This is a genomic window from Bacillus sp. TH17 (assembly GCF_016651125.1).
Classification (GTDB): domain Bacteria; phylum Bacillota; class Bacilli; order Bacillales; family Bacillaceae_G; genus Bacillus_A; species Bacillus_A mycoides.
Map to the genome: position 1 here is coordinate 256,814 of NZ_JAEKEN010000003.1, position 20,496 is coordinate 277,309.

Consider the following 20,496-nt stretch of genomic DNA (forward strand, 5'->3'; position numbering starts at 1 on the left):
ACAGCCGAGATATGTGTAAAAATAGGTCATAGACTTACTTTTATGGTTCTGGTGCAAAAACTATATGACTTATGTAACTAATCTCTGAAACTTGGACATACTGATACTAGTATTCTAAAAAAGGACGTGATTAGTATGGAAAAGCAAAACCTATTCAAACGGAAACAGATTATTCAGTATTTTCTTTAGGGGATTGAACAGGCATGCACGATTGCCCAAACTGTTCAATTGGACAAAACATTGGAGGAATGGCCTGGTGAAACCCCGGGCGGTGTGCTACGCAATATTGCATCTCACAACTCCTACCATTTAGGAGAAATTGTGCTGATTCGCAGATTATTTAGCGCTTGGCCACCGCCAACAGGCGGATATCCGGCCTAAACAAGGAAAGGGTTCCACCCATCCCCATCAACTTAAGAAAAATAAACGCCCCCAAAACGAAAAAAATGAGCTGACTTCTCAAAGTAACTACCTGTAGAGAAAGTGAATTTTGGTTTTGGGGGTACTTCAAAACCTTAGCTTGATGACGATGGGGTACCGCCAGCATTTCGGAAAAAAACCATGCTAAGAGCATGCAAGGTTTTATACAGTTTTTCGGCTAATCCAGTAACAAACAAGAACCCTAAAACCGCGCCAGGATAGGAATGTATAAAAAAATGCATAGATCCGTAGAACAAAAAAAGGAGGTTCCCTTGTGAGAGTAGGGATCCGCCTTTTTCTTTCTACCCATAATAGGACTTTATGTTAACTTCTATGAATACAATATACATCCATCTCATAAGAAAAACCGCTAGGAAAACATCTTGACGGTCCTTTTGTGTATAAATCCCATGAGGAGTGATAGATATGATCCGGCACTCGTAACCATGTATAGATCGGTATGTTTTCGTTTTCCAAGCAGGTCAAACATATATAATTCACTGTCTGTTTAGACTTGCGTAATGGCTAAATTCCTTATTGATTATTTTATCGTGAGCTGGCGCTACTTGTGGACCTACCGAGTTGATGCACGTTACCAGAATATGCTTCCCGTCTAGAGATCCGACGGCTCTCGATTCATATCCGAAAGTACCTCCGGCATGCCCCCAGTAAGATTGCCCGTCCGCTGTTTTAAATTCATAAATCCCTAGTCCGACTTTACCAAAAGGTCCATCTACTGTTGTGTGCATCTGGTCCATCATCTCTTGAGTCAGAAGCTTCCCGCCCAACAACGCACTGAAGAAGGTAGTCAAATCATTAACTGTTGAGACTATATCTCCCGCCGCATTTGCCCATGATTGATTCATTTCTGTTAAATCATACAAATGACCCGATCTATCCATATTATATCCTGTGGCATGCTTACCCGGAATTTCGTGACTATTTCCCATCACAAATGTCCCTTTCATTCCAAGCGGTATGATAAACCGTTTCCTGATCTGCTCCGCATACGTTTCTCCTGTTACCTTTTGAATAATTTGACCGGCTAGTACAGTATTCATATTGGAATAATTCCAGCCCTTCCCTGGTGCAAATACAGGTGGCTTTGAAAGTCCAAGGTCGATAAGCTCATCGACGGAATAGTAACGGTATGGATTTTGAGGCAAAGTAATATCTCGGAAATCCAAATCTGTATAGCTAGCAAGCCCACTTGTATGATTCAATAACTGACGGATCGTAATTTTGTTGCCATCATACCCTTCACCTTTTATGACACCTGGCAGCCATTTTTCAACCGAATCATCCAGATTCAATTTTTTCTCGTCAGCCAACTGTAATACAACGGACGCTGTGAAAGTCTTTGAAATACTTCCAATACGGAATGAAAAATTGGACTCCACCGGGTGTGGTACTTCATAACTGGCTGTACCTGTAGCGTAAGACCAGCGTTTCCCGTTCTGTAACCCGCCAGCTATGACACTTGGGACTCCTTTGATGGTTACCACCTCATCAATGACGCGTTTGACTTCATCCCGATGCTTGCTTTTCTTTTCCTTCTCTGTCTCCACTTGTACCGCGCCTTTAGTCTGTACCGGGTTTACAGACCCATAAGCAGAAAATACCAGTGTACTCGCCGATATAGCTGTTAATGCAAGTACAGCTCCTTTTTGAATCTTGAGTAATTTCATAACGTATCGCTCCTATTATTTTGGAATGTTGTGTTGCTTTACATCCTCACCTTACCCCCAAAATTGTTAAATCGGATAGTGATGAAACCGCCAAACTTTTGTTGACACTCGGAATTGGACTTGTCACATATACCATATGACAAACTGTCAAATATCTCATGTGACGTGCTTGTTACAGTAAATTCTAACTGTTTACCCTCTCTTTCGCTTGACGGATCAGAAGTTTATGGTGCATGATAGGTTTGATTTATTCAGAATTTATTTTAAAAAATACAAGTAGGTGTGCATAATCCGTGTTCTCTATAATAAAAAAATGGTTCTGGTATGATTGGATATTTGTGGCCATACGAACGCTTTGGATGGTCATTATCATAAGCGCTAGTTTTATCAAACCGTCATTAATCGATGCGTCTTTTTGGGTCTTATTTTCTTTTGCTTTCGTCGTTTATCTCGTTCCATTAATCGCCTGGTGTAGAAATGCAGATTGGTATCTTGCAGTCGACGTCATGGCAGCGGGGGTTTTTCATCTTTATTTAGCCTATACAGCACCGGAGTTACTTTGGTCTTTCGTTTTACTTGTGATGAATATCGGCTTGGCCAGCAATCGAAGAACCTATGTATGGACAGGTATCCTCTGTGGAATCATATTGCCGGCATTGAACGGTTGGATCGCTGGTCGTCTCCCGTATGAATTTATCGTTAGCAACGGTTTTGGATTCGCCATCGGCTTCACGTTTAATATATTAATTCAGTCCCATAAGCAAGCCCTAATTATTCATGAGCAAAAGCTATTGTTGGAGCAGCATATTGAGCGGATTGAGGAACTTACGCTGATGGAGGAGCGCAGCCGGCTGTCACATGAGCTGCATGACACGATTGGCCATACGCTTACCTCACTCATCGTCGGCGTCGAATCGCTGCGATCGTCCGTACCGAATTCACAGATAGAGAGGATCGATTCGCTTGTCGGAATCGCCCAACACAGTCTGGTTGATATCCGAAAACATCTGCATCAGCTCTCTCATACTCCATTGAACCATTCGTTAAGTGAATCTCTACGGCAATTTACCGAAGATTTTATGAAGTCAACAGGTATAATGGTCAAATTCCGTGTGATCGGCAGCGAGACTCTCGTTATGCAAAAAATAAACTTTTGTCTATATCGTTGCCTTCAAGAGTCTCTGAACAACGCGGTTCGGCACGGTTCGGCGAGCTTGATATCCGTTCAGTTGTATTTCGAGAGTCAGCAGCTCAGGTTACAGATCGAAGATAACGGCATCGGAATGGAAGAAATCCAATTTGGATTTGAACTTAATGGGATGAAGGAACGACTTAAGCTATTTCACGGCACGGTGTCCGTGCATTCCGAGCCAGAACAAGGAACTTTCGTCATATGTAATATTCCGTTGCAGACAGAGCCTGCACATGATACAATCCGCCTACTGCTCGGTAACGACCAGGTGATCATTACCGACAGTTTGAAGCAAATTTTGGATCAGCATACTGATTTTAACGTAGTTGGTACAGCCAGGGACGGTGGCGAAGCATTAGAACATTGTGAGCGGTCCCAACCGGATATCGTGCTAATGGATATTAGTATGCAGGGAATGAGCGGGATTGAAACTTTACTTGAGATGAAACAACGATGGCCTGATATGAAGGTTGTGTTCATGACAACGTTTGAGGATTCCTTGCAGGCAGCAACTGCATTGGAGCACGGGGCGGAGGGCTACATGCTGAAGTCGATTCATCCGCGAGAGATGAAGGAAGCCTTGAAACTAATTTATAACGGAGGAATCTGGATTGATCAATCGGTCGCTACGCGAATTTTCGAAGAGATGAAAAGTCAACGCGAGCAATTGGAGAAGATCGGTTCAAGTCAGGAAAACTTCCCGTACGGGCTTACGAAACGTGAAATGGAGATTCTGGAGCATCTGTCAGGTGGACTGCGTTATAAGTCGATCGCCGCCAAATTATTTTTATCGGAGGGAACGATCCGCAATTATTGCTCGACTCTCTACTCGAAGCTCAGCGTCAACAACCGCGAAGAAGCAATAACAAGGGCCCGAAAGGAAAATATTGTGTAGATGGTACTCAAGATATAATCATTTTTCCGTATTCGGGGCACGGCAACGATTACTATTTTTTGGGCCACTAATTATTTTAAGTAACAGAATTAGAGTTCCGTTAAAATATTTACTACATAACCATTTAATTTTAAAGAAGGATTCTTGCGATTTGAAAATTGTACATAGTCACCAATTTTTATTGTTGGAACTGAAATCCTAATTCATCAACTTTACGATTTATACCAGTAGTTTTCATTTTTATTCTTCCTTAAATAATCCAATCAATGCTTTTTTGCTGTGGTTTAAAATTCAACTTAACAGTGGATTATACATTACGGAAAAGATAATTGCCTTAAAATCACAATCTCGGCGACTATCAATATACAACCCCCTTTTTTATATAGATCCCAAATAAAACAAAACCACTCACGAGGCACAGCGAGTGGTTTTGCTCTTTACGTAAAGAAATTAATTATATCTCGCAACTTATACATCAATGAAAAGCAATGATAGCTTAACAAACTTCAAAATTGAATTTACTAGTGTTTTTTCACGAGAACAGGAAATCTTATAATTAAGTTCTTATATTTTCCAATAACTATTTCCCATCATCTCTTCGGTCTCGAATCTTTTGTAAATAATCAAATATACAACTACATATCATTATAAACAACACTGCTCAAATAATCCAAACCCATAATTTCTTTAATCAGATAGAAAGCTAGGGGAAGTACAGTTAAATTTTATGCAATTGTAAGTAATTGCAGTAATTCATCGTACGTTGAAAAAGCAACGCTTACAAAAGAACCTTTAATAGTCTAAAATAATTTTTATCGAACATTAATTTCACCATTCGTTTGAATTACATATTTATACCAATGAAACGAATCTTTTTTGTATCGTTTCATGGATCCATTACCTTCATTATCACGATCCACATAAATCATCCCATAGCGTTTTTTCATTTCGCCTGTAGTAAATGAGACAATATCTATAATTCCCCAAGGTGTATAACCAATTAAATCGACACCATCGTAGGTTACTGCTTTTTCTAATGCTTCAATATGTGATTTTAAATATTCTATTCTTTTCTGGTCATGGATTGCCCCATCTTTTTCTAGAATATCCGCATCTCCAAATCCATTCTCTACGATAAATAATGGAATTTGATATCTGTCATACAATCGATTTAATGCATATCTTAATCCAGTTGGATCAATTGCCCATCCCCAATCAGTAGATTTAATATATGGATTTTCCACACTTTTAGCTAAACCACCGTTTACAATATCTTTTGCACTACTAATTTCCACATCATTTTTTACTGTCGTGGACATATAATAACTAAATCCTAGGTAATCTACTGTACCATTTTTTAATATCTCTTCATCACCTTCTTCGAAATTAATAACGTACCCTTCCCTTTCAAATTCTTTCAACGCATATTTAGGATAGTAACCACGAATTTGAACATCAGGGAAGAAGTATTTTAGTCTTAGTGATTCTTCGGCTAGCATAACATCTTCCGGGTTTGATGAATAAGGGTAAATAGGTATATACGAAATCATTGCCCCAATTTGGAAATCAGAATTAATTTCTTTTCCTTTTGCTACAGCTAATGCACTTGCAATTAATTCATGATGTCCTACTTGATACATTACTTCTTTAGCATTTTCTCCTTCTTTTACAACCACTCCTGAGTTTGTCCATAAAAATAGAGGGTTATTTACATCCATTTGGTTATTGATTTCATTAAAAGTCATCCAGTATTTCACTTTATTTTTATATCGTTTAAAACAAACTTCAGCAAATTTTACAAAGAAGTCTATTACTTTTCGGTTTCTAAATCCACCATATTCTTTGGCTAGATGCAATGGCATTTCAAAATGAGATAATGTGATGATAGGCTCAATACCATATTTAAGTAATTCATCAAATACATTATCATAGAATTGTAGTCCTTCTTCGTTAGGCTCTGTTTCATCACCATTTGGAAAGATTCTGCTCCATCCGATAGAAGTTCTTAAACACTTTAATCCCATTTCACCAAATAAAGCGATATCTTCTTTATATCTATGATAAAAATCAATTGCTTCATGGTTAGGATAAAACGTATTAGGTTCAACTGTATCTGTTATTTGTCTTGGCACTCCATGTTCACCTGCAGTTAGTACATCAACTACACTAGGTCCTTTATTCCCTTGATTCCATCCGCCTTCGAATTGGTGGGCAGCTAAAGCACCACCCCATAAGAATTTCTTTGGCATTGTTTATTCCTCCTTATTTTACTACTGTAAATAATTTCTGATATAGTTTGGTTTCAGAAATATCTGCTACAATAATTTCTTTATAAGTATTCGAATTTGTTATGATAATAGGTGTAATTGTTTTTAACCCCTGTGTTTGAATTAATTCTTTATCAAATTCAATTAATAAATCCCCTTTTTTGATTTTTCTACCATCTTCTACATGTATAGTGAAAGGCTTTCCAGCTAATTTAACTGTATCTAAACCAATATGTACAAGCAATTCAATACCAGATTCTGAGCGTAACCCAATCGCATGTTTGGTAGGTGCAATCCTGACAGCTGCTCCATCAAATGGGGCATATAATTTATAATCTGACGGATCTACAGCTAAACCTGTCCCCATAGCACCTGAGCTAAATACTTCATCAGGTACTTTTGAAAGTGTGATAACATTACCACTAAATGGAGCACCGATTGTTTCTTCATTATTCTGTTGGATATTTGTCTCGCGTTCTTGTTTTGCTGTTAAGTTTTCACCTTCTATTTTTTCTGCTGTATCTTCACCGAATCCAAATATTTGAACTAAAATGATAGGTAAAATAATCGCAACCCCAGAACCTAATAAAATTCCCCAGATAGACATTGGGTAGTCAGCATTTATACCATTTACAATCGTTAATGGACCTGGTAACCCCGCATAGGCAAAGTAGTATGGATTAAAAAAGCTAGCTGTAATTGCACCTATAGCGCCTGAAATACATCCGAATATAAATGGCTTTTCAAATCTTAAATTCACGCCATAAATAGATGGTTCTGTAATACCAAAAAGTCCAGTAATACCCGCTGAAACTCCGACTTTGCGCACATCTTGACTTTTCGCTTTTAAAACAACACCCAGTACGGCACCAACTTGTGCAACCACTGCAATTGTTTGATAGGCTTGGAATGAATCTCTACCATACAAATCAAAATTTGCTAACACCATAGGAGTAGTCCCCCAATGAATACCGAAAATAACTATTACTTGCCAGAACCCTCCTATAATAGCTCCAGCTAATGCAGGTACATTTTCCGCTAAGAAATTATAACCATTTGCAATTCCTGTTGCTCCCATTGTTATAAGAGGTCCAATCAGCAACAATGTAAGCGGAACCATTATTGCCATACATAAAAACGGTACAAATAACGGCCTAATTACCTCATTGATTCGCTTATTTAAAAATCTTTCAAGATAGGACAAAGTCCACACTAAAAATAGTGGTGGTAACACTGAAGATGTATACACTGTTTCAGTTAAGGAAATACCTAAAAAAGTAATACTATGTCCTTTTGCAATTTGCGCCGCCATTTCTGTCCATAAGGGACTTACTAATGCAGCACAACACGCCACTGCTATGTACATGTTTGTTTTAAAGTGCTTTGATGCTGTAATTGCGATAAAAATCGGTAAAAAAGTAAATGGCGCCCAAGAAATAAAGTTTAGAACTTGATAAGTTCCAGTTTCTACAAAGTTATCAGAGAGTAATTTTATTAATATTAGTAAACCTTGTAAAATGCCAGCTGCGGCTAAAATATAAAGAAATGGGGCAAAAACCGCTGACATGGTTGCGATTATACGGTTTAACACTGTTCTTTTTTCTTCTTTTGTTTCACTAGGAATATCGGTGTTTATTAAACCTGCAAATTCTTCATAGACTTCTCCTACATGTTGCCCAATAACAACTTGAAATTGCCCACCATTTTCTACAGCCGCAATAATCCCAGGTAAACTTGCAACTTTTTCTTTGGCTTTTGGATTAGATCTCTTAAGTACCAACCTAAGCCTTGTAGCACATCGTGTAGCATTAATAACATTCGTTTCTCCGCCGACAGCTTCTAAAATATCCTTTGCAAGTTTAGGATAATCTCTAATTTTTTTTGACAATCTTACTCCCTCCTTCGACTTTTATACACACTTATTATAATTGTACCGGTATAATTAATCAATAACTTAACAAAATTATTATTCATTAACGATTATATTAGATGTCCTATTAATAGGTTTATGCTATATTTGATATTAAGCGAAATAAATAATTTAATGAGGTATGTATATGTTAAAATACCAAACAATTGCAAATGAAATTGAAAAGTACATTGAGAATAATAAGCTTCAACAAGGAGATAAATTACCAAATTTAGAAACGTTAATGAATCAATTTGGAGTAAGCAAAAGTACTATTACTAAATCATTAGACCTTTTAGAGAGAAAGGGTGTAGTGTTTCAAGTTCGAGGAAGCGGAATATTTGTTAGAAGGCATAAAAGAAAAGGCTATATTAGTTTACTTTCTAATCAAGGATTTAAAAAAGATCTTGAGGATTGTAATATCACTGCAAGAGTAGTTGAATTAGAAGTTAAAAAACCAACACCAGAAGTAGCAAAGAATTTAAATATGAATCTAGATGATGATATTTATTATGTAAAAAGGATTCGGTACATTAACCAAAAACCGTTGTGTTTAGAGGAATCATATTACAATAAATCTATAATAACGTATTTAAACAAGGAGATTGTAACTGAATCTATATTTAATTATATTACGGAAGGATTAGGCTTAAGAGTTGGCTTTGCAGATTCATATATTCATGTAGGAAAACTAAATAAAGAAGAGGCCGGATATTTGGATTTGGAGAATGGATCACCTAAGCTTTATGTTGAAGGCATTTTTCATTTAACAAATGGTCAGCCATTTAATTTTTCAAAAGTTACTTATAACTACGAGCAATCACAATTCTTTATACAAACAAATAGTCATTTTCTATAAAATCATATATCAAAACCCCCAATAACCGAACTGGAAATTGAAAAATGACTTATCCTATCGATAAGTCATTTTTATATCGTAATTATCAACAATATAATTTAATAAAGCCAAAAAATAAAAAATCCGATTTCAAATCATATTGGAAATAAAAGTAAGGATATGACCTATTTTTACACGTATCTCGGCTGTACCCCATATAGATATAAATGTTAATTATGGGATTAACATCCCAAATTAACTAAAAATAATATATAATAAAAATATGATGGTTATCCTTTTATTTACTCCTTATCTTTTTTTATTTGTGGATTTTTGATGCAAAAAGAATCCTTATCATAAGGGAGTACGGCAACAAAACGCGAATTTCGTATATTATCAAGACCTAAATTAATAAATGCTTAAAATTAAAAGGCCTACACATATTAGATATTACTAATATGTGTAGGCCAGCATTGTTTTGTCTATGTTTTCTTTATAGTATCTAGTCCCTCATGATTTTTTTCGTGATCCCATTCCACTTAAATTTCGAATGTTACTTCTTCAAAGAACAAAGGGAATCTTCTACGAATGGATTTCTACATAGGAAGATTTTAAGCTTCATTGATATTCACCCAAACAGCTTTTCCTTCTGGTGAATCTTTTAGTAAATCCCCCTTAAAGTCTTTTGTAAAATAGTTAAATATCATATATCGGTCTTTGACGATCGGATTAACATATTCATAAAGTCCTTTATAAACAAGGTTGCTAACTTCAAGATCAGTTTCCTCTTTAACTTCTCTAATGGCACTATCAACAATACTTTCCGGAAATTCCAAAACTCATTACTAAAAACACAGTATCATACGGAACATTAAACACCGTTTATGGATTGTAGTGCTAGTCCATTTATTATTTCCAAACCCATTTAGAATGATCAATAAATGGGGGCAGATTATGTTGATATTTCGTATAAATAATATCATTACATTAATTTTCTTTCGGAAGTACAATTCTTTTATACAATTGAACTGTAATAAAATAGTAAATCGAGTAAATCACTACGAAAATAATAATTGGTACCCAAATACGATTGTACGGATCAGGCAAAAGAACTCTGAACATGTTCATACCAACTAATACGTGAACAATACCCACAATTGCTGGGACTAAGAATACAAAGAATAACTCCTTATAAATTGATTGTGCTAATAACTCTCGGCGAACACCGATTTTACGAAGCATTTGATAACGTGTACTATCTTTGGATGCACCGGATAGAATTTTAAACATTAAGCAGCTTGCCATCATTGCTAAAAATGCAACTCCAACGAAAAAACCCATAAACATTAGTCCGCTGGCAAAATCATGACTCACAATATACGCTTGATACTTACTATCCAATTCTTCCGCTTTCACATTTTTATATCTTGATATCTGTAATTCATCAAGTTTTTTCCATTCTTTTATGTATGATCCAAAATCATCTGTTTTCCCCATAAACACAGTACTTTCTTTACCCTTCAACCCATCGTATATGTTTTGATCTACAATTTTCATTTCATAATCAGGATATAAATAATTTGGCTGGATCGTTCTGAAAGCCTGGATCCATTGTTTTGTGTCGGTCTCTCCTTTAACCCATTTTATTGAAAATGCACCAATGGGTAATCCCTCTGAAACTTTTTCTGTTTTCATACCTTGCAAGAAAGGGCGATTTTTTTCTAAATCTTCTTTAAGATAATAAACATACCTATCATCAACTTTGTAATGATATTCAAGTTTTTCTTGAAATAAGATACCACCCAAAATTTTCTTTTCTTCCGCTGTTGGATTATGAATGACTGAATCGTAAATTCGCATTTGATCTGTCATTTTTAGGATGTTGTTTTTAAATGCCATACCACAAGCAATTCCACCAGCACCAAGAGCCACTAAGATTGCTACTGTTGCAAGCACATTTGTTAGGCCATTAATGCGGAAATTTAATTGTGCAAAAGTAAAAGCATTGAGGCCTTTTTCACTACGTTTTTTATTACTCTTTAACTTGTTAATCATAACTGGGAGAAGTGATCCAAATAACATGTAAGTACCAACGGTTGCTGTGATTAATCCAACGGCCATTAATCCCAGACCAATTAGCGGGTTTGCATATTTCATATAGATTAGTGATGCATAACCAATACCCAATAAAATCACACCAAGGATTGCAACTACAACTGTCATTTTTCCTTTTATGGCGACACGTTCTGTTTGTGCATCTGCATGTACAAGTTGTAATACAGAAAAACGCGCTAGCTTAATACTACTTATACTTGCTGATAGTACAAATAATGCAAAGAAAAAGATGCAAGTAACCGTCATAGATGGCATGTAAAATGCTTGATAACCACTAACAGGAAGTTCTAATTGTTTCATTAGTAACTGACCGATACCTTCTGCGAGCCCTACACCAACTGTAATTCCAACCACAAGAGATGCGGCACCTAATATAATTGTTTCGATAAACATAAGTAAGGTAACTTTATGCTTTTTTGCTCCTAACATCATATACATACCAAATTCTTTTTGGCGAAGAGATGATAAGAAAGAGTTTGCATATAAAATATAAAAAAATGTGATAAACGCTAACAAAAAGGACCCAATTTTAAATACAGACACAATATCCCTAATAGAAGAGTTAGATTCAAGGAACGCCTTATTGAGTGCTAATGTTTGAAACATATAAAAAGTTGAAATAGAGACAATAAGACCAACAAGTAAGACAATGTAATCTTGCAACTTACTTTTTAGGCCTGACATGGAAAGCTTAAATAACATGATTGAACTTCCTTCCTTACGCTTTTTGTGTACCTAAGTTTGCAAGCACGTCTAAAATTTCTTTATAGAACTCTTCACGTGTACCACCGCAATAAATTTCTTTATATAGCTCACCATCTTGAATGAATAAAATACGCTGACAGTAACTTGCACTATATGGATCATGAGTAACCATCATAATAGATACGCCTTGCTCTTTATTTAAGTTTGTCATCGCATCCAGTAAACTCGTTGCATTTTTAGAATCAAGCGATCCTGTTGGCTCGTCCCCTAAAATAATTGCTGGTTCATGCACTAACGCACGTGCTGCTGCTGAACGTTGCTTCTGTCCACCAGATACTTCAGATGGATACTTTTGAAGTATTGCTGAAATGCCTAACATATCAGCTACTTTTTCTACTTTCGGTCCAATATTTCGTGATGAAACACCTTGAAGTGAAAGTGGAAGAGCGATGTTTTCGTAAATAGATAAGTTCTCTAATAAGTTAAAGTCTTGGAAAATGAATCCTAACTTTTGTGAACGGAAATCAGAAAGCTCACCTTGTTTCATTTTCGTAATATCAGTTCCTGCAATTTCAACAACGCCGCCCGTTGCTTTATCTAACGTTGAAATTACATTTAATAATGTCGTTTTACCAGAACCAGAAGGTCCCATAATTCCGACAAACTCACCCTCTTGAATTGAGAATGAAACACCTTTTAACGCGTGTGAGTGATTCTCACCTTTTTTACCGTACACTTTTTGGACGTTTTTCACATCTACAACTGGTTTTGTCATATATATCCTCCTACGTTTGTTTTTTCATTTCTTTAAAATAAGCTGCTATTCTTATTTGCTTTTAATAAAATTTTCATGTTGCATCCACCTTAAAGCTACAATGAAAACTTTCTTCTTTATCTACTTCACTCACCTCATCGCTTTCAATATATACATGATAAACTATGAAAATTAGAAAACACCCCGTAAAACCCTTAAGAATTCTTAAGATTTTATAAAAAAAAGCTTATGGAACCTGTAATTCCATAAGCCTTTCTATTTGATTGGATGTTCAACAATAAAGGACATCCAGCCGTCTTTATACTCTGCATGTATATTACCATGATGAAGTTCAACAATTCTTTTTGAGATAGCAAGCCCTAGACCATTTCCCTGGTCATCTTTTCTTGCCTTATCTCCCCTGAAAAACCTTTCAAACAATTTATTTGGATCGCTAACAGGTGGCTTCTCGACTTTATTTGATACTTTTAAAATTGCTTTGTTACCTATTAGTTCAAGACTTATTGATAATTCGGATGGTTTCATGCTGTACTTTATCGCATTCATAAACAGGTTTTCATAAACACGTACCATTTTTTCTACATCCATGAAAATAGGTATTGTTTCTTCCGTTATTGATTTTTGAACGATTAAACCTTCCTTTTCAAATATAGGTATGTATTCTCCAACTATTTGCTCCAACAAACCTGATAAATCAACTTCATTAAGGTTTAACTTAGCATCGAGGTCTGATAAACGGGTATATTCAAACAGTTCATCAATTAGATATTTCAGTCTCTGTGATTTTAAATAAGTGGTTTCGAGGTATTCCTGTAATTGTGTTTTACTGTCGTATTGCCCTCTTTTTAATAAATCTACATATCCGATAATAGATGTCAACGGTGTGCGTAAGTCATGAGATACGTTGGTAATGAGTTCATTTTTTGTACGTTCTAATCGTCTTTCCTGTTCAAATGTATTTTCCAATTCCTTGGACATATAGTTGATATTTTGAGCAAGTTGGGTCAATTCGTCCTTCCCCTTAATCCCAATTGTCAGACCTAGTTTTCCATTGGCAATATCATTCACATTATCAGAAATGAGCTTCAAATATACTATTTTCTTTCGAACCAATATCAAAAAAAGTATTATAAAGGTAAAGATTGCGAACGCAAATAAGAACAACATTGCGATATTGAATTCAAACAAACCCCAATGGTCGTATTTTCTAAATAATGGATCTAAAATGAATAGAAAAGTGAGGATTGTAAAACCAAACGAGATAAAAAAACTTACTGCAACAGCAAGCAAAAGTTTTATAATTATTTTATTTCTAAAACTAATCTTCTTCATATTTTATACCCAATTCCCCACACAGTTTTAATATAAATGGGATGTTTAGAATCCTCTTCTATTTTGTCTCTTATTTTTGTAATATGCACCATGACGGTATTATCTGATTTATAAAAAACCTCTTTCCAAACGGCTTCATATATTTTTGCAACGCTCAGGACAACCCCTTTGTTACGGGCAAGTAGTTCGAGAATATCAAACTCTTTTGGAGTTAACCTTGTTTGCTTTCCTCTTACCCATACTTGACGTGTATCTGTACTCACGGTTAAATCACCAATTTCTAGGATACTTTTATTATGATCTATTGACGTATTGTATTTTTTAAACCTTCTTAATTGGGATTTTACCCTAGCAATTAATTCCAATGGGTTAAACGGTTTTGATAAATAATCGTCTGCACCAGAGGCTAGACCCTGAATTTTGTCTATATCCTCAGATTTTGCAGATAGCATAATGATAGGCATATTGCGGTCTTCCCTAATCTTCATACACGCTTCAATACCATCCATATTAGGCATCATAATATCTAATATAATCAGATCAAACTCCTTTTCTTCTAACAGTTGTAAAGCTTCAATAGCATCTTCAGCCTTTTGAGTTTTCAGACCTTCATTTTCTAAATAAACAGAGATAAGATTTCTAATCTCTTTATCATCATCAACAATAAGAATTTTTGACTCCATATTATTCCTCCACATTTTTTCTAATATTGAACAATTAAAGACATTTGCAGGTGAGACATGTCTATCGTCTCTTTATTGTTAACTTGCAAACGGAAAACAAGAAATAACATAATGAATATAGTGATATCAATCCCCTAATATATTGTTCAACATATACTGCTAAGCCATATTACAATTCATAAGATTCCTTCTTCTTATAATTAATTTCCCTTTTAATACACGTGTGCTTGGCCCATATTTGACAATGTAATTTACTTTCTTCAAATCAATTCCTTCAATCATTTTATCTCCAATAAACCTTAAACTTGGAAGGGCTGCACCAACTGATTTTTGGCTCATTATATACAGAAATAAGAAAGTGAATTGTATTCATACTTAATCACCCCACTGGTAAGAATTCATACTCATACTCTAGAATCCAAACCTTAAGAAAAAGGGGCAAAAGTTCTTAAGAATTCTTAATCTTTCTACAGCAGTTTGTCTTAAAAATATATAGTCACTCTTGAAATGTCCACTATTAGCTTCTCATTGTAATAATATTTATTAATAACACCTAAAAAATAAAGTAAAGTATTAGATTCAACTTCCAATAATCCAAGAGGGAGTCCATAGTAATTTATAGAAGATTCTGGGGTAGGCATTACATTAAATACTATCGTAAAGAAATTCGTAAATTTAGTAAGATATATACGCTAGCCCAAAAGGAGACTGGTGCAAATTTTCTTAGCAGATAAAAAGTTGGTATGATTGCAGATGGATTTTATGCGATCGTTAGTAATTGATGTAATTCATCGTACACTAAAAAAACGAAATTTCGTTGTTGCAAAAGGATTATGAATATCTAATCCAATTAGAAGAATACAATAATCAATTATCCGAAGTTAACTTCATACAAAACTAATAACAAGCATTAAAAAACTTTGCCTACTCTTTAAAATGGAAACATAATCTATTTATCAAGTAGTCAATAATGAATAGAAATTATGTTTAGGGCGCTTTACAAAGAGACTCCGCCTTTTCAGCGTACAATGAATCTCAACAATTACTAGCTACTTCCTAAACATTGCTTCTCATTTATCAACCTGTTTATGCTGGTTATAAAATTTGCAACAGAATCAACAATTTCTTTATATTACTTATTAACCATTAGTTGCTGGATCTTCTCCTGTATTCCCATCATAACTTGGTTGCGTTGGCGTTCCACGACCATCCCCATTGTTTGGCGGCGCTGTATTTCCTTGACCACTACCGTTGTTTGGTGATGTTGTATTTCCTTCGCCTCTACCATTGTTTGGCGGCGTTGTATTTCCTTCGTCTCTACCATTGTTTGGCGGCGTTGTATTTCCTTCGCCTCTACCATTGTTTGGCGGCGTTGTATTTCCTTCGTCTCTACCATTGTTTGGCGGCGTTGTATTTCCTTCGCCTCTACCATTGTTTGGCGGCGTTGTATTTCCTTCGCCTCTACCATTGTTTGGCGGCGTTGTATTTCCTTCGCCTCTACCATTGTTTGGCGGCGTTGTATTTCCTTCGCTTCTACCATTGTTTGGCGGCGTTGTATTTCCTTCGCTTCTACTATTGTTTAGCTCACTTTGCTTTTGCTCTTCTTGTTTCTTTTGCTTTTCTTGTTGCTTATTTTGATTATTATTACTTGGCTTTTCAGTCGTATTTGGAGAAGAATCACGTTTCTCACCTTTAATACGTAATTCGCTACCTTCTTGAACTACACTTTTCGGCATTTTAAATTGCGACTTATCTGTAGCCATCTTGCTCATCATTTCTTTAAAAATCAACTGAGAAATTTTCGTATTTTTACTACTAATATAATCGTCTTTACTATCTTTTATATATCCAGTCCATACTGCCATCGTATATTGTGGTGTATAACCAGCAAACCAACTATCACGAGTTGCACTTTCTGGTAGATTATATTGTGCTATTTGTTCTAAAGAATAGTTTGTTGTACCTGTTTTACCCGCTACATCTAAAGAATCTATATTAGCTGCTGTACCCAATCCAGATGAAATAAAAGTACGAAGCATATCAGTAATCATATATGCTGTAGAATCCTTCATAACTCGTTTTGGCTTTTGCTCAAAGCTTTTTGATTTACCATCTGGATAAACTACTTTCTTAACAAAATGCGGCTTCGTATACTTACCATCATTACCAAATGCCGCATAAGCACCTGCAATTTCAGTTGGTGACGCTTCATTTGTACCAATCGCTGTTGATTCGGTCGGTGCTACATTAAATGTAATACCTAGCTTTTCAGAGAAAGCTTTTGATTTATTCATTCCTACTTCTTTTGCAGTTTTAATTGCCGGGATATTTCGGGACGTTTTCAATGCATCACGCATTGTAATTGGTCCTAAATGCTTTCTATCTGCATTTCTAACTTCTTGTCCTGTTGAATACTTAAATGGAGAGTCGTCAATTTGATGGTAAGTAGCCCATTTTAAATATTCAATTGCAGGAGCGTAATCAAAAATTGGTTTCATCGTTGAACCTGCTGAACGATTTAATTCAATCGCTATATTATGTCCTTTAAATACAGCTTTATTTTCACCACGCCCGCTACCAATTGCACGAATTTCTCCTGTTTTCGTATCCATAAATGTGAAAGCCCCTTGGAACTTCTCATTTGGATAATTTATAATGTTTTCATTTAAAAGCTTGTCCGCAAAATCCTGTGCCTTTTGGTCTAATGTAGTATAAATTTTTAAGCCGTCAGATCCAATATTAGCATCTGGCAACTCTTTTTCAACCTCTTTCACAACCGCATCCATAAACGCAGGATATGGCATTTCTTTTTGTTCAGTTGCTTTCTTAAGTCCTTCTGTTACTGGAACTTTTGATGCTTCTTCCATTTCTTTTTTTGTAATATAACCATGTCGATTCATTAATTCAAGTACAACATTTCTTCTTTCTGTTGCTTTTTTGATATTTTTTTCTTTTGTTGGATCATAGTTATTAGGTGCTTTCATTAAACCAGCAAGCATCGCAACTTCTGGTAGTGTTAAATCTTTCAATTCCTTACCATAGTAATTTTGTACTGCTGTTGCGATTCCGTATGAACGGTTGCCTAAGTAAACTTTATTTAAATACATTTCTAAAATTTCATGTTTTGAATACTGTTGTTCTAGCTTATACGCTAAAAATATTTCTTGCGCCTTTCGCTTTGACGTTTTTTCCATCGATAAGAAGTAATTTTTAATAACTTGCTGCGTAATCGTACTTCCACCTTGAGAGCCGTAATCACCTTTTAGGCTGACTAAAACTGCACGTGCAGTACCTTTAAAGTCTACGCCACTGTGCTCGTAAAAACGTGCATCTTCTGTCGCTAAAAACGCATTTTCTACTAATTTAGGAATTTGATCATACATAATATTCGTTCGTTTTTCTTTCCCATATTCATATATCAATTTTCCATCTTTATCATAAATTTTTGAGGATAACGGATTAACAAGTTTTGCTTTCTCAAGTTTTGGTGCATCCTTGATCATAACGAAAAAAGTAGCAACCCCTGCGACTAACCCTACAATACCAAGTAGTAAGCAACTGATTAAAAATTTGCGAAGAAACAATGTTTTACCTTGTTGTTTTTGTTTTTTAGAAGTTGGTTGTTTTTTCTTTTTAACTTGTCGTCGCTCCTCTCGAGAACGATAATTTTCTGACATGTTACTTTCTCCTGCCTTTCAATTCTCCCGTTGATTTACTTAAAACTATTGAGGTCACCTTTAGAAATATACTTATATTAAAAAAGTGTAGTAATCGAGATTAGTAAATTTTTTCTAATCAGCAGATTATAAAACTTAGATTAACTCTTGAACAAACTAGTTTCATATCTATTCTTTATAATAATGCTGCCCTTTAAAGTAAGAGAATTGTGAGCTGTTCCTCACCTCTTTGTACTATATCTAATGTTTGTAATAGTGAGTTCTTGAATTACTCGTCTAATTTAATGGTTCTTGTTAGCATAATCATAATGAAAAGAATGTAAAAAACGATTCTTTTGATGTAAAAAAGAATCGACTTCTAATTTTTCGAATAAAATGTTCCCCGCAGTTTTATCACTATAATGAATATTCGTCTCCGCAATTTCCCCCAAGAGTCATACCGGTATCCACTTGATTCTCTGTAATTGGTGAACACTTGACTAAATCATATTTTGTATAAGTGAAAATATCGCCTAATTTGTCAATTGGATATTGTAGTAACAATGCCCCTGCAATCAGAGCCTTAAAGGTAGATGCGTAAACAAACCGTTCGTTAGGTGATCGATAGGTAACTGCCCAGTTTGTACCAGCGTCGATTGGATAGACACCCAGTCAAGCGTCAAACTTTTCTCAAGTTGCGTGAATGCTCAATGAGGCGCATAATTTGCATATTTATTTTTCTCTACTTTTTCTTTTGCTTCCATCTAAAATGGTTCACCTTTAAAAAGTTTTACACTTGCAAGACTTAAACTTAATACTCCAACACACATCCCTATTTTTAACATCCTTGTACTATTCAAGATAATCAGTCCTTTCGTGTTTTGCAGTACTTAAAATAGATGTCAAACCTGACTCAATGTATAAAGTTTGGGCACTAAGTTTTTAGGATTACATTTAATAGACAATTTAAGTAATAAATTTGTTCCACTTTGATATGAGGAAAAAATTTGAGTTTGTATAGTAACGGAACCGAAACGTTAATAGGGGTACAACAACGAGAAATGGAATTTTATAGAAAATCCAATCTTAGCTTGATAGACATGTAATACCATCAGCGTTTTAGAACATTATCATGCTAAGCAAAAAAACCTCACTTTTCATCTTTTTTCAGATAAGAAGTGAGATTTTTCGTTTTGGTGTATTTATTTTTCTTAACTTGATGGTGACCAGTTTTTACCCATATAGACGTAATTTTTTACTTTTCTGTAATATTTACAAAATTGACGGCTCTCATTTCCTTATTTCCCAAAACCGTATTTATTTTATCTATTTCCTTTGTTAATTCTGGTGCTTTCCCTTTATTGACTAAATTAAGATTCCCAAAAGATTTATTAAAAGATAGAATCTGTCTAGTTTTTTCTTTCCCATTTATTTCTTTAAATAATGTATCATCTACAATTAATAGGATTTCTTTGGATCCACCACGATATGGAGATAGCCATACATCCCCTTTATATTGAACATTCATTTTTTTCTCATCAAATGTTAGTTCTTTCAAGTCTTTATATTCTTTATTTGCAAATATGATAGTTTCATCTTTTTCTATTTTTGGTAACGAATCAAGAGGGACTGAAGATAGGAGCCCCTCGTTATTATCCCTTTCACGAATAAGTCCCTTTTTATTCATTTTTTCAGCAGTTGTTCTACTAATAAATAGTAAATTACTAGTAGCAGTATCCATAGAATCCCCAAATTTAGTCGGTAGCTTTATGTCAAGCTTATTATTATCTATAGTCCCTTCTTTTAATTGATATAGGTCTTGTGAGGTTGTTATATCTTTGTATGAGTCAATTATAGAGTTTCTTATTTGTTCGTTTATCGTTCCTACTTCTATTGAAATTCCATTTGCTGGAGAGTCTTTTGTACCAAATAATGAACATGCTCCTAACATGGTAATCGAAATACTAGCTACTATTAATAATCCAATTCTTTTTTTCATCCTATATTCTCCTTCTTTTTAA

General features: G+C 35.1%; 10 protein-coding genes and 4 pseudogenes. 3 read left to right on the forward strand and 11 right to left on the reverse strand.

Translation table 11 applies throughout. From position 1 onward, the window contains the following. Positions 1–162 precede the first annotated feature (162 nt). Positions 163–381 (forward strand): annotated as a pseudogene (locus tag JFT95_RS27770) (DinB family protein); the annotation flags it as partial. A 536-nt stretch (positions 382–917) separates the two neighbouring features. Here the strand turns inward: JFT95_RS27770 and JFT95_RS27775 are convergent. Beyond that, a pseudogene (locus JFT95_RS27775) lies at positions 918–1,979 on the reverse strand (serine hydrolase domain-containing protein); the annotation flags it as partial. Positions 1,980–2,401: 422 nt separating this feature from the next. Between JFT95_RS27775 and JFT95_RS27780 the strand changes: the two are divergent. Further along, positions 2,402–4,195: a helix-turn-helix transcriptional regulator gene (locus JFT95_RS27780; protein ID WP_002069631.1), complete on the forward strand. Its 1,794-nt coding sequence runs from the start codon at positions 2,402–2,404 to the stop codon at positions 4,193–4,195. Positions 4,196–4,293: 98 nt separating this feature from the next. Here JFT95_RS27780 and JFT95_RS29730 read toward each other — a convergent pair. From JFT95_RS29730 to JFT95_RS27790, 3 genes and pseudogenes are all read right to left on the reverse strand, one after another. Next, a pseudogene (locus JFT95_RS29730) lies at positions 4,294–4,392 on the reverse strand (DUF2187 domain-containing protein); the annotation flags it as partial. Between the two features lie 615 nt (positions 4,393–5,007). After that, entirely contained in the window at positions 5,008–6,444 is a 1,437-nt protein-coding gene (gene bglA / locus JFT95_RS27785) for a 6-phospho-beta-glucosidase (RefSeq protein ID WP_201053855.1), read from the reverse strand. A 13-nt stretch (positions 6,445–6,457) separates the two neighbouring features. After that, entirely contained in the window at positions 6,458–8,350 is a 1,893-nt protein-coding gene (locus tag JFT95_RS27790) for a beta-glucoside-specific PTS transporter subunit IIABC (protein ID WP_201053856.1), read from the reverse strand. 169 nt (positions 8,351–8,519) lie between these two features. Between JFT95_RS27790 and JFT95_RS27795 the strand changes: the two genes are divergently transcribed. Continuing rightward, entirely contained in the window at positions 8,520–9,230 is a 711-nt protein-coding gene (locus tag JFT95_RS27795; protein WP_201053857.1) for a GntR family transcriptional regulator, read from the forward strand. 518 nt (positions 9,231–9,748) lie between these two features. Here the strand turns inward: JFT95_RS27795 and JFT95_RS27800 are convergent. From JFT95_RS27800 to JFT95_RS27830, 7 genes and pseudogenes are all read right to left on the reverse strand, one after another. Beyond that, a pseudogene (locus tag JFT95_RS27800) lies at positions 9,749–10,045 on the reverse strand (NUDIX domain-containing protein); the annotation flags it as partial. 151 nt (positions 10,046–10,196) lie between these two features. Continuing rightward, positions 10,197–12,026 (reverse strand): FtsX-like permease family protein, encoded by a 1,830-nt coding sequence (locus JFT95_RS27805; protein WP_201053858.1) that lies wholly within the window; start codon positions 12,024–12,026, stop codon positions 10,197–10,199. Positions 12,027–12,042: 16 nt separating this feature from the next. Then, positions 12,043–12,804 (reverse strand): ABC transporter ATP-binding protein, encoded by a 762-nt coding sequence (locus JFT95_RS27810; protein WP_016126981.1) that lies wholly within the window; start codon positions 12,802–12,804, stop codon positions 12,043–12,045. A 255-nt stretch (positions 12,805–13,059) separates the two neighbouring features. Further along, entirely contained in the window at positions 13,060–14,136 is a 1,077-nt protein-coding gene (locus JFT95_RS27815; RefSeq protein ID WP_201053860.1) for a sensor histidine kinase, read from the reverse strand. Further along, positions 14,133–14,819 carry a response regulator transcription factor gene (locus JFT95_RS27820; RefSeq protein WP_201053861.1) on the reverse strand — a complete coding sequence of 229 codons (687 nt, stop codon included), beginning with the start codon at positions 14,817–14,819 and terminating at the stop codon, positions 14,133–14,135. Before JFT95_RS27820 ends, JFT95_RS27815 begins: the two co-directional genes overlap by 4 nt. Before the next feature lie 1,139 nt (positions 14,820–15,958). After that, positions 15,959–18,496: a PBP1A family penicillin-binding protein gene (locus JFT95_RS27825; RefSeq protein ID WP_201053862.1), complete on the reverse strand. Its 2,538-nt coding sequence runs from the start codon at positions 18,494–18,496 to the stop codon at positions 15,959–15,961. 1,234 nt (positions 18,497–19,730) lie between these two features. Next, positions 19,731–20,474, reverse strand: coding sequence for a lipoprotein BA_5634 family protein (locus JFT95_RS27830; protein ID WP_201053863.1), 744 nt, complete (start codon positions 20,472–20,474; stop codon positions 19,731–19,733). Positions 20,475–20,496: the final 22 nt, after the last annotated feature.